This window comes from Streptomyces sp. NPDC041200, from assembly GCF_055591805.1.
This window is the reverse complement of sequence record NZ_JBVIZF010000032.1, coordinates 20801-32160: the sequence shown is the minus strand read 5'-3', so window position 1 is coordinate 32160 and position 11360 is coordinate 20801. Positions and strand designations below refer to the sequence as shown.

11 protein-coding genes are annotated in these 11360 nt (G+C 70.4%); 5 read left to right on the top strand and 6 right to left on the bottom strand.

Annotated elements, in window-relative coordinates; all coding sequences use genetic code 11:
* Nucleotides 1-23 precede the first annotated feature (23 nt).
* A complete protein-coding gene (locus ACZ6CL_RS35785) occupies nt 24-1202 on the bottom strand; it encodes a PucR family transcriptional regulator (RefSeq protein ID WP_468943856.1) in 1179 nt (392 codons plus the stop codon).
* A 496-nt stretch (nt 1203-1698) separates the two neighbouring features.
* Here ACZ6CL_RS35785 and ACZ6CL_RS35780 point away from each other — a divergent pair, with 496 nt between their 5' ends.
* The 4 genes from ACZ6CL_RS35780 to ACZ6CL_RS35765 all read left to right on the top strand — a co-directional run bounded on the left by ACZ6CL_RS35780 (nt 1699) and on the right by ACZ6CL_RS35765 (nt 5769).
* On the top strand, nt 1699-2439 hold the full coding sequence (locus tag ACZ6CL_RS35780) for a hypothetical protein (RefSeq protein WP_468943853.1): 741 nt from the start codon (nt 1699-1701) through the stop codon (nt 2437-2439).
* Nucleotides 2436-3950 carry an NADH-ubiquinone oxidoreductase-F iron-sulfur binding region domain-containing protein gene (locus tag ACZ6CL_RS35775; protein WP_468943852.1) on the top strand — a complete coding sequence of 505 codons (1515 nt, stop codon included), beginning with the start codon at nt 2436-2438 and terminating at the stop codon, nt 3948-3950. The genes ACZ6CL_RS35780 and ACZ6CL_RS35775 overlap by 4 nt, the downstream gene beginning before the upstream one ends.
* A gap of 195 nt (nt 3951-4145) precedes the next feature.
* Nucleotides 4146-5156 carry an SCO0930 family lipoprotein gene (locus ACZ6CL_RS35770; RefSeq protein WP_468943849.1) on the top strand — a complete coding sequence of 337 codons (1011 nt, stop codon included), beginning with the start codon at nt 4146-4148 and terminating at the stop codon, nt 5154-5156.
* An 82-nt stretch (nt 5157-5238) separates the two neighbouring features.
* Nucleotides 5239-5769, top strand: coding sequence for a hypothetical protein (locus ACZ6CL_RS35765; protein WP_468943846.1), 531 nt, complete (start codon nt 5239-5241; stop codon nt 5767-5769).
* 24 nt (nt 5770-5793) lie between these two features.
* Here the strand turns inward: ACZ6CL_RS35765 and ACZ6CL_RS35760 are convergent, their stop codons facing one another.
* Nucleotides 5794-6471 carry an HAD family hydrolase gene (locus ACZ6CL_RS35760; protein ID WP_450874946.1) on the bottom strand — a complete coding sequence of 226 codons (678 nt, stop codon included), beginning with the start codon at nt 6469-6471 and terminating at the stop codon, nt 5794-5796.
* Between the two features lie 302 nt (nt 6472-6773).
* A complete protein-coding gene (locus ACZ6CL_RS35755) occupies nt 6774-7712 on the bottom strand; it encodes a ScbA/BarX family gamma-butyrolactone biosynthesis protein (protein WP_468943842.1) in 939 nt (312 codons plus the stop codon).
* A gap of 89 nt (nt 7713-7801) precedes the next feature.
* On the opposite strand from ACZ6CL_RS35755, the gene ACZ6CL_RS35750 reads away from it, so the two are divergent.
* Nucleotides 7802-8452, top strand: a complete 651-nt coding sequence (locus tag ACZ6CL_RS35750; RefSeq protein WP_468943839.1) for a ScbR family autoregulator-binding transcription factor — start codon at nt 7802-7804, stop codon at nt 8450-8452.
* A 14-nt stretch (nt 8453-8466) separates the two neighbouring features.
* On the opposite strand, the gene ACZ6CL_RS35745 is transcribed toward ACZ6CL_RS35750, so the two are convergent.
* From ACZ6CL_RS35745 to ACZ6CL_RS35735, 3 genes are all read right to left on the bottom strand, one after another.
* Nucleotides 8467-9264: an endonuclease I family protein gene (locus ACZ6CL_RS35745; protein ID WP_468943836.1), complete on the bottom strand. Its 798-nt coding sequence runs from the start codon at nt 9262-9264 to the stop codon at nt 8467-8469.
* Nucleotides 9265-9401: 137 nt separating this feature from the next.
* Nucleotides 9402-10091 carry an SDR family NAD(P)-dependent oxidoreductase gene (locus ACZ6CL_RS35740; protein WP_468943834.1) on the bottom strand — a complete coding sequence of 230 codons (690 nt, stop codon included), beginning with the start codon at nt 10089-10091 and terminating at the stop codon, nt 9402-9404.
* Nucleotides 10084-11289, bottom strand: a complete 1206-nt coding sequence (locus tag ACZ6CL_RS35735; RefSeq protein ID WP_468943831.1) for a sialidase family protein — start codon at nt 11287-11289, stop codon at nt 10084-10086. The genes ACZ6CL_RS35740 and ACZ6CL_RS35735 overlap by 8 nt, the downstream gene beginning before the upstream one ends.
* Between the last annotated feature and the right edge of the window lie 71 nt (nt 11290-11360).

Genomic DNA, 11360 nt, shown 5'->3' with positions numbered 1-11360 from the left:
GTGTGTGTCTCAGCCGATGTGACTCAGAGGCCGTTGACCCGCGCCTCGCGGGCGATACCCAGCGGACGGACGCCTGGGGCAGCGCCGGTACGGGGTCGTCGGTTCACCCGGGACGCGTGGCGCCGGATGCGGTCCATCTGCGCCATCAGCCTGCGGCCACGCAGCGCCATCTCCAGCTCGAACCGTATTCGCGGGTCACGCAGGCCCGGGCCGAAGAGCTTCTCTATCTGGCGCAGCCGGTACCGCACGGTCTGCGGATGCACCTTCAGCGCCTTGGCCGCCTCGGGTGCGCCACCGCCCTCCAGCCAGGCCAGCAGGGTCATCTGCAGCCGTTCGCTCTGCCGGGGAGTCAGCCCGACCAGCGGCTTGAGCCAGCGCGAGGCCAGCGCCCGGACGAGGGACTCGTCCTGGAGCAGCAGCAGCATCGACAGGTGGTCGTCGACGAAGAGCACCCGGGGTTCGGCGCCGCCCCGGCCGGGGGCCATGGTCAGCAGCCGCCGGGCCCACCGGACGGATGACGCCGCGTCGTTCAACGGCACCACGTGGCCGACGGAGGCGGTCCGGCCGCGCAGCGCGGCTTCCAGCGCGCCACGGGTGCCGGGGTCCGCGGGGGCCTCCCGGTCCGGGTCCCGTTCACCGTCCTGGAGCCGCTCCGCGCCCTGGTCGGGTGCGGGGTCGGCGTCCGCGTCCGGGTCGGGGATCAGCAGGCACAGCTCGTCACCGACGGCGCCGATGAGGGTGTCTCCCAGCACGGCCGCCAGAGGTGGCGCCTCGCCCGGGGTGGGCAGGGCGATGGCCTGGACCGTCTCCGGGAGCGGCCAGCGGGCCGCCCGGGACAGCTCGGCCAACGTCCGCTCGGACACCGAGACTTCGCCGATCAGGGCCTCGAACAGATCGCGCCGGGCCCGCTCGGGCGGGATGTCGGTGAGCGGCTCCTCGCCGTGCGAGGCGTCGGAGAGGGCCAGTGTCCCGGCGCCCTCCTCGCCCGCCTTCCGGTAGCCGAGCGCCGTCAGGATGGCCTGCTCGACCTCCCCGCGGACCTTTTCACGCTCAGTGTCCTCCAGAAGGTCGGCGAATCCCGGGATTCTCTGCCGGAGGTTCTCAACCACCTCGTCGGCCAGGGACGGGAGTTCATTGCGCAGCACGCGGGTCCACTCGCCACGGGGGCGGGACCAGATGCGGTTCACCAGTTCGCCCATCATTACCTCGTTCTTGCCGGGGGGAGGCCCGACCGTTGGGGGGTCGGTCGGACCCGTGGAGGTTGCCTCCGTCTCCGGCTTCATCCGGACCGGAAAGGGAGTCGAGGGTCCTCCGCTACCTCATAGAGGACTCCCGCCCCTACCGGTCCCGGTGCTTTGCCGGGTCTTTGCCATCGGGATGACAGTGGATCAGCCGAAGACGGTCTGGGCAGTGTTCATACACGAGAAGTTGTCACGTTACGACAAATCTTATGGAGATCACGTGTAGTTCCGAGAAGCTGCTGCCCCCAAGACGACTTTGACGTATCTCGTCATCCGCGCGAACACGCGCGATCGGGAGGCTCCAATGTCCATGTCCCAAACGCCTTCTCCCTCACAGGGGCGCCACGGGGGACGCCAAGCACCTGGGGGACGACGAGCCGCTCGCCGGACTCGGCAGGACCGGCCTGGTATCGGCTGGTCCCGCAACATCCGCATCTACGCTATCGTCGCGACCCTCGTGCTGTCCCTCATCGTGACGTACAACGCCGGCGCTTTCAGCCAGACGTTCGCGTTCCTCGACTTCGGCGCCGGGGTGCTCGCCCTGGTCTGCCTCAGCTCAGCGGTGCTGTGGGGGCTCGCCGCGACCGACCAGATGATCCTGCACTCCAACCACCGGCTGATCGCCCAGGGCGTCCACCGGGCGGCCGCGGTCGCTGGCCTGCTGTTTCTCGGCATTCACATCTGGGTGAAGGTCGCCGAGAGCCACACGAACGCAGCTTCGATCGTGCTACCGTTCGCTGACGCAAAGCAGCCGGTGCTGATCGGGCTCGGAACCATTGCCGGTTACCTCTTCGTCATCGCGGCGGTGACCGGAGCGGTCCGCAGCTCCTTCGCCGCGGCGGGCAACTCCCGCTGGCGGTACCGGTGGTGGCGGGCGCTCCATGTGGGCGCCTACCCCGCCTGGGGCCTCGCGCTGGTCCATGGTCTGAAGGCCGGACGTGAGGCCAAGATCTGGGCGACATACGGCTACATCGCGGCTCTGGCCGGAGTGGCCATCGCGCTGTGGATGCGGCTCGCAGCCCGGCGCAGCCAGGACGACGATCGAGGGGATGGCATCTCGGTGAGGAACCCGCCCGCCCGCAGCCTGCAGGAAGGCCGCACCCGGCGCGCCGCGCCCACCGTGCCGCGCCCGCGCTCGGCCGACTCGGACCGGCGGGACGGGGCCTCGCTCGGTGCCTCCCGTGGGTGGGACCGGTGATCAAGACAAAACCCAGGCTGGCCTGTGTCGATCCGCCCCGGCTGCTGGCCGGGCTGGACGAGGCCTACCGGCTCGACCGGGTGGGCCACCTGACGGTGCACGGCACCATGCCCGCCCTGAGGGCGGACGAACTCGTCGCGCTCGCGGAGAACATCGATCTCCGCGGGCGCGGCGGCGCCGGTTTCCCGTTCGCCAAGAAGGTCACCGCGGTCGTCGAAGCGGCGGCCCGCGCGGGCGGACGTTGCAACGTGGTGGTCAACGGCAGTGAGGGCGAGCCCAGTTGCCTCAAGGACACCGCGCTGCTGCTGCACACCCCGCATCTGGTCATCGACGGCGCCACGCTGGCGGCCGAGGCGATCGGTGCCGAGGAGGTCGCCATCGCGGTGCACCGCCCGGACGTCGAGGAGTCGCTGAACGCCGCCGTGGCGGAGCGCGGCCCCAGCGGGGTCCCGGTGTCGGTGACCCTCACGCCCGACCGGTTCGTGGCCGGTGAGGGCGGCGCCGTCATCAACGGCATCAGCGGCGCCCCGGCCATCCCCAACGGCCGGAAGATCCGGTCCAGCGAGAACGGTCTCGGCGGACTGCCCACCCTGCTGTCCAACACCGAGACCTACGCCCAACTCGCCATCGCGGCACGGATGGGCGCGCTGCCGTACCGCTCGGTGGGGCTGCCCACCGAACCGGGCACGACGCTGCTGACGGTCGGCGGCAAGTACGTGATGGAGACGCCGACCGGGGTGCCGCTGACCTACGTCCTGGAGCTGTGCGGGCTCTCCCCCGGCCAGGGTGTGCTGGTGGGTGGCTACCACGGCAAGTGGCTGGACCCGAAGAGCATCAACGCCACCACGATCTCGCGCGAGTCCATGAAGAAGTACGGCGCGCGGCTGGGCGCGGGCGCGGTGCTGCCCATCCCCGAGGACACCTGCCCGCTCGGCGAGACCGCGCGGGTGGCCCGCTGGCTGGCCGCCGAGACGGCCGGTCAGTGCGGCCCGTGCTTCATCGGCCTGCCCGCCCTCGCGGACGCGATCGGGCAGGTGGAGCGGGGTGGCGGCCAGTCGTCCATCGACAATGTGCGCGCGTACATCAACTCGGTGCGCAAACGGGGCGCGTGCAGCCATCCTGACGGTACGGCCGGTTTCGTGACCACGGCGCTGGACGCGTTCCCCGAGGAGTTCGAGTCCCATGCGCTCGGCGCGGGTTGCGGGCGGCCCACGATCGGTGTGCTGCCGCTGCCCGAGGAGTCCCAGCCGCTGGCCCTGCCGCCCGGTCCGGCGTCCGCGCCGCCGCGTGGCGAGCGGCAGCAGCGGGGTCCGACGGAGAAGCTCCTGGTGGACTGGTCGCTGTGCCAGGGCCATGGGCTGTGCGCGGACATCCTGCCGCCCGAGGTGCTGACGCTCGGCATCGACGGCTACCCGTCCTCCGCCCGGATGGACGTGCCCCGCCAGCTGCGCGCCCAGGCGGTGCGCGCGGTGCGCCGCTGCCCCGCGCTGGCGCTGCGCATCGAGGAGTAGGCAGCAGCGAAGTCCCCCTTCCACGACGGCCGTTGCTCAACGGCCGTCGATTGCTGTGCGCTCACGCATCCGACGTTTTTTGCGTCTGGTGACAAATTTTTAACTGGCTGAACGACGGTCGACTCGGGCTCCGTATGGACATGACGTCGGCGCCTTCACCGCCGGACACCAAGATGGATTTCGCAGGGAGTGGTCATGGAGAAGCGGCGTCAGATCGCATTCGCGGGAGTGTCCGTGGCGATGGTCATGCTGACGGCGGCGTGTGGCAGCAATGACACCTCCGCGGGCAGCGCGAACGTCCAGCCCGTGGGCGGCAGCAGCCAGGCGGCGAGTGCGGGCGCGGGTACTTCGGCGTCGGCGGGTGCGGGTGCGGCGGCCGCGGGGGCCGGCGCGACCGGTGGCTCCAGCGACACCGGTGCGGCAGCGGGAAGTGGCGCGGCCGCGGGCAGTGGCGCCGCCACTGGCGGGACGAGCCCGGCGAAGGAGCTGGCGGTCAAGACCGACGCCAAGCTCGGCAAGTTCGTCGCCGACAGCGGGGGTCTGACCCTCTACCGGTTCGACGAGGACACCCCCAAGCCGGCCAAGTCCAACTGCAACGACGCGTGCGCCACCAAGTGGCCGCCGGTGCCCGCCGACGACGCCACCGCGGGTGCCGGTATCGACGCCAAGAAGCTCGGCAAGGTCAAGCGCGCCGACGGCACCGAGCAGCTGACCCTGGAGGGCTGGCCGGTCTACCGCTACGCGGGCGACACCAAGGCGGGCGAGACCAAGGGCCAGGGCGTGGGCGGCACCTGGAACGCGCTGGCCCCGGACGGAAAGCCGGCCGGCAAGAAGGCCGCGGGCGGCGCCCTGGAGCTGATGGTCAGCAACAACGCCGACCTCGGCAAGATCATGGTGAACAGCAAGGGCATGACCGTCTACCGCTTCGACAAGGACACCCCCTGGCCGATGAAGACGGCCTGTGTCGACGCCGCCTGCCTGAACACCTGGAAGCCGGTCAAGGCCGTCGACACCACCAAGGTCGCCGGGGTGGACGCCTCGAAGGTCACCTCCTTCACTCGTCCCGACGGCACCAAGCAGGCCGCCTTCGACTGCTGGCTGCTGTACACGTTCGCCGGTGACAAGAAGCCCGGGGACACCAACGGCCAGGGCGTCAAGGGCACCTGGTTCGCCCTCGACGACAAGGGCAAGAAGGTGACCCAGTAAGACGGCATGATGGCCCACCCCGGCGGGGGCCCGGGAGCGCACACGCTCCGGGCTCCCCGCCGGATGTCGACGGGAGGTTGATGTGTCACGCGCACTTCGTGCCACCGCGCTCTGCGCGGCAGTGCTGTTCGCGAGCGGCGTGGTGAGCGGCTGCGGTGGAAACAGCCAGGCCCACGCGAAGAAGCCGGAAAAGGACAAGGCACCCGCCGCCAAGGAGCTGGGGAAGCCCGGGAAACCGGCGGCCCTGACGCAGATCGCCGATGCCATCGGTTGCAAGGCGACCATCGTCACCGAGGCGGACGAACTGCGCCAGGGCTCCTGCCAGTCCGGCAAGGGCGACCGGTACACCATGGTCACCTTCGCCACCGAGAAGGGCCAGAAGGACTGGCTGAACACCTCGAAGGACTACGGGGGCACGTATCTGGTCGGCGCCCGCTGGTCGGTCACCGGTCTGTCCTCGGGATCCCTCAAGCCGCTGCGCGCGAAGCTCGGCGGGGACATCGAGCAGGGCTCGATGATGCACCACGGGGGGTCGAAGTCCCAGGGCGGTTCCTCGTCCCAGGGTGGCTCCCACGGAGGTTCCTCGTCCCACGACGGGATGAAGATGGACTGACCGGTGACACGGTCTCCCGAGGCCTCAAGCAGCCCGGGAATCAGCCCATTTGAGCAGGTCGGGATCGGCGAGCGTGGAGACCCACAGGTCCACCGGCGGGCGCTCGTCGACCGGTTTGCGCGGCCCCACGCCGAGCACCCTGAGCCCGGCGCGGGAGGCGGACAGGAAGCCGCAGTGGGAGTCCTCCACCGCGAGCGCGTCCGCGGGGGCCGCACCGCACAGGCGGGCGGCCGCGAGATACACGTCCGGGTGGGGCTTGGGCCGCACTTCCCCACCGGGGACCAGCACATGGTCGAAGTAGCGCAGCAGCCCCGCCTTGGAGAGCCCGTCCTCGACGACGTCGCGCGGGCAGTTGCTCGCGACGGCGAGCGGTGCGAACGCCGCCGCCTTGTGGACCAGTTCGGCCGCGCCGGGCATGGTGACCGGGTCGTCCGCCACCAGTCTGCGGAATGCGCTGAGGAGTTGCCGGGTGATCTCGTCGGCGAGGTCGGGGAAACCCGCGAATTCGGCCATCATGCGGCCGCATTCGGTGTAGTGGAGTCCCTTGGTGCGCCGCGCGAACTCCTCGTCGCAGACGGTCCCGTAGTCCGCGAGCACGACTTCGCGGGCCTTTTCCCAGTGCCGTTCGGAGTCCATCAGTGTGCCGTCGCAGTCGAAGACGATGGCGGCGGGGGTCCATGCGAGAAGGGTTTCTGCTGTCATCTGCCTGCCGTTCCAGGAGAGATGGGGGAATCGGCGCAGGAAATGCCTGTAGCCACGGGGAGCAGCGCGGTGGATTTCTGGGCGGCGCTGCGTCGCGGAATGCCGGACGCGGCATGGAAAGCCATACAGGCGAAGAATTGCCTGCCCGAAACATAACGATCACTACGTTAGTGAGATGACTCCTGGTAAGCAAGGGGTGACTGAGCGTCGGCGGTTTGTTCGTCGCTCAGTACGTTCGCCGCTCGACGCGTTCGTCACTCATGACGTTCGCAGCACGGAGTGTTCGTCGGTCAGCTGTGCGGTCAGCCGTACTGGAGCACACCGACCGCCGTGCAGATGTCCGCCTGACGCAGCCGGAAGACACACGTTCTGCCGTGGGAGACGCACTCGACCACGGCGGGCGGATGGGACTCGGTGAAGCGGATCGCCTTCATCCGGCAGGCCAGGGGGCGGATCAGCAATCCGCCGGTGGCCAGCGCCGCGGCCTGCCGGGCGCTCTCCAGCAGTACCAGCCCCGGCACATGGTCGCTCCAGTGGTCGAAGAAGAACGGGTGGCGGGTGTCCGCGGGGTCCAGGTACACCACTCCCCCGTCCCGCACGACCAGCACGTCCCGGGCCGCCGTTACGCCCAACTGCGCTGGTGAGGGCCGTACGGCGGCACGCAGCCGGCGCCCGGCGGTCTGGCCCGAGTGCGCGGAGCGGGTCTCCGCGTACGCCGTGCCGTCGAGGAAGCGGGCGGTGCCCCCGGCCCGCGCGAAGATCCTTCCCCCCGCCCACAGGCCGACGTCGAGCCGCATCCCGGACACGGACCGCTCGGCGGGCGCGGCGGTACGGACGTCCGTCACGGTGATCCGGCAGGTGATGTCGGTCGCTCCGTGCGGAGCCCGGGGCTCGGTCTCCGGGTCGAGCCGGAAGTACAGGTCGCGGATCAGGAAGTGCGCGCCCGCGGGCACCGCGTAGTACCGGGTGGGGATGTAGATCCCCAGTTCGCGCAGCGTTTCGGCGATCATCAGCGGGTGGTGTCGGCCCTCCCCGCCGTGCGGGAACGTCGGATGGGACCGGGGCCACTGGGCGGCCGCCTCGAACCGTCCGTCACCCAGCGTGCGGACGTCGGTGAGCAGCACCTCGGCCACCGAAACCCGGTGCACGGCCTCACGGGCCACGGTGCGGGACCAGCTGAGCGGCCGACCGGTGGGACCGGTCGGCTCCGAAAGGCCGTGAGCCTCACGAACGATCACCATAAAATACTAATAATGTTTGACCTGTCTGTCCTCATCACCATCAGCGGCCGAAAGTCCGCTAAGTTCACTCCGTCACACCCGACCGGCTGATGAAGGACGACAAACACGTGCAAGAGCGGGCCGAACAAACACGCCGGTCTCTTCTGGAAGCGGCCGCATCGCTTTTCGACGAACGCGGATACGCCGGGACGAGCATCAGCGACATCACCGCCCGGTCGGGTCACACGAGTGGCGCCATCTACTTCCACTACACCAGCAAGGAAAGACTCGCCCTCGCCGTGGTGCGGGAACACTTCGCCACCTGGCCGCCCCTGATCGACCGGCACACCGGACCGCAGGTGCCCGCGCTGGAGCAGCTCATCCGGCTCAGCTTCGCGGTGGCCCGCGCCTTCCGCGATGACATCGTGGTACGGGCGGGGGCCCGGCTGTGGACCGAGCGCTCCCTGATCGCGGCGCCGTTCCCGCCCCCGTTCATCGGCTGGATCGACGCCGTCGGGGCCATCCTGGAACGGGCCCACGGCGAGGGCGAGCTGGCCGCCCACGTAGATCCGCTGCCCGCCGCCCGGACCATCGTCTGCGCCTTCTTCGGCCTGCACACGGTGTCCGAGGCCCTCGACGGGCGGCGGCTCGTCGAGGACCATCTGGCCGAACTGTGGACCCTGCTGCTGCCCTCGCTGCAGGCCCGCCCCGGGCACCCCGGCCAGGCCTCCGAGCTGCTGGCGGCGGCGCGGGGCGCGTGACGGCGGGGGTTACCTCACTTCCAGATCTCGGCGACCCACTCCGGGTGGTCGATGAACGGGTTCCGGTTGTGCTGGAAGTCGTCGTAGATGACCTGGTTGCGCTTCTTCTCGAAGGCGTCCGGCGGGTCCTCGTCGCTCCACTTCTTCAGCACGGAGAGCCGCCCCATGTAGGGCTGGCTGCCGTTGTCGACCTTGTCGTTGGGCTCCAGGTCGGGGAAGCCCTCACCGCCCTCGTAGCGGACCGACATGTAAAGGATCATCCGGGCCACATCGCCCTTGACCTGGTCACGGGGCTCGAAGGAGTCGTCGTCGGTGCGGTTGCCCGGCGCCTCCCCCACCTCCGAGCCGCCCTCGTCGAAGTCCTTGTTGCCACGGGTGCTGTTGACCGAGACATCGGTCGGGCGCAGATGGTGGATGTCCGTGCCGGGTCCGGTGGCGGTGCCGAAGTCGCCGTGTGACTTCGCCCAGACGTGTTCGCGGTTCCAGTCGTCGGCGTTTCCGCCGTTCGAGTCCTTGCTCTGGGAACGGCCGGTGTAGAGCAGGATGACGTTGGCGGAGTTGTCCGGGTCCTCGTCGGTCTTCTTGAGGGCGTCCCAGACCTCGTCGTACGAAAGCTTGCTGACGTCCTTGCTGATGATCTGGTGCAGGGCGTCCTTCAGCGGTTCCCCGGTCTTGCCCATCGCGTCCTGGTAGTACGTGTCGTCGTACGCGGTGGCGGTGGGTGCCGCGATGGCCGGGGTCTGCGCCGTGACGGCGACCGTCACGACTCCGGCCAGCAGCGCCAGGGATTTCCAGCGGGTCACACGGGTCATGTGTGGTGTCCTCTCCCCGAATTACGACCGTTGTTCGATCACCGAAAAGAGTGTCAGACACAGGATCGTCCAATGGTGAACATCAAGAAGAGGTTCTGTGTCAGGGCCATGACCGCGCCGGGGCTTGGCCCCGGCTGTCAGAGCGAGGCGCCCCCGCACATCACCAGCGTCTGACCGGTCACCGAACCGCCCTCCGGGCCCAGCAGGAAGGCCGTCAGACCGGCCACCTCCTCGGGCCGTACGAGCCGTCCGAGCGGCGGCATGACGGGCGGGGTGCGGCTGCGGCCGGGGTCGCGCAGCATCGGGGTGTCCGTGGGTCCCGGCGCCACCACGTTCACGGTGACCCCGCGCGGCGCCAGTTCGGCCGCCCACGACCGGGCCAGGCCCGTCAGCGCCGCCTTGGTGGCCGCGTACTGGCTCTTGCCCGGTACGCCGGTCATCGTCCGGCTGCCCACCAGCACCACCCTGCCCCCGTCCCGGACCCGGTCCACCAGCGCGTCCGCCAGGACGGTGGCCGCCTGGACGTGGATCCGCCACATGAGGGACCCGTCCTCGGCGTCCAGTTCTCCCAGCCGGGCGGAGCGCTGGACACCCGCCGCGTGGACGAGGGCGTCCAGCGGGCCGTCCTCGGCCATCGGGGTGAGCGCCTCGGGCAGCACCTCCGGCCGGGCCAGGTCGGCCGCAAGCCAGCGCAGCCGGTCGTGCGCGTGGGGCGGGGCCGTACGGCTGATCCCGGTGACCCGCCACCCCTCGTCCAGCAGCCGGGTGGCGATGGCGGCGCCGATGCCGGAGCTGGCGCCGGTGACCACGGCGTGCGGCTCAGCCATCAGCGGCCCAGTCCGGGCTGACGCGGACGTACTTGATGGCCTGGCGGTGATATGTGTACGCGATGTGCAGGGTGCCGTCAGGCGTCTGCCGGATGGTGGGATACGACAGCTCCCGGTTGAGCCGGTCGCGTGAGTTGTTGGTCAGGCAGTGGCCGTCGCCGACGTCGAGGTCGCGCCGTACGGGCCAGGTGCGGCCGCCGTCGGCGGAGAGCGCGAGGGTCATGGGCGCCCGGGGCGCGCCCCAGAAGGCCCCGGGGGCGTCCTCTCGCTGCGCGGGTGCGGCGGCCGGAGCGTCGCCCGCCTCCCCATCGTCGTCGATCTCGTCGTAGAGCGAGACCCGGCGGGCCGTCGCGTCCGCGCGACTGCTGTGGTTGTACACCAGCGCCAGCCGTCCGTCGCCGAGCGGTACGTACTGAACGGAGGAGTTGTTGTTGGGCAGCTCCGTGGGCTCCGGCTCGCTCCAGCTCTCCCCGCCGTCCGTGCTGTGCGAGCGGTACACCGCGTCGGCCCAGCGGCTGCGGAAGAGGGCCAGCAGCGTGCCGTCCGGGAGCGGGTGCACGTTCATGTGCACACAGCCCGTGGAGCCCGGCACGGGCCGCTCGCGCCAGGTGCGGCCCTCGTCGTCGCTGATCATCACCGCGCTGGTGTCATGGTCGCCCACCCACTTGACGCCGGGCGTGGCCACGCAGTGGAACACCGGCAGCAGCCACCGCCCGTCGTCCAGTACGGCGACCGGCTGACGGATGAACACCCCGCCCCCGCCGCTGGCCGGGAAGAGGGTGCGCGGCGCGCCCCAGGTCTCCCCGTTGTCGTCCGACACCCGCACCCGGACCTCGGCGGTGTCCTGGTTGCCCGCCTGCTGGGCGGTGTAGAGCAACCACAGCTCACCGCCCGGGGTGGGGAACAGCAGCGGGTTCTGCTCGGAGCGCGCCGGATCGTCGGAAAGCCGGACCGGCTCCGACCAGGCGTCGGCGGCCGGTGCCAGCCGGGAGAACCACACGGAGATGTCCGGCACGCCCTCCTGGGTTCCGCCGAACCACACGCAACCGAGGTCGCCACCGGGCAACACGGTCAGGTTGGCGGCGTGGTTCTGGACGGCCGGCGCGGGCAGAAACGCCTCCAGCCGCACCGGATCCCCCGGCCGCGGCCGCAGCCGCCCGTCCGTCAGCGGTATCGCGGTGTCATGTTCGCCGGTCATGGCGCCGGGCTCCTCGTGGTCGCGGTGGGGCGGATGTCTTCGGCGGTCTGGTTTCGAAGGCGGTGTTCAGC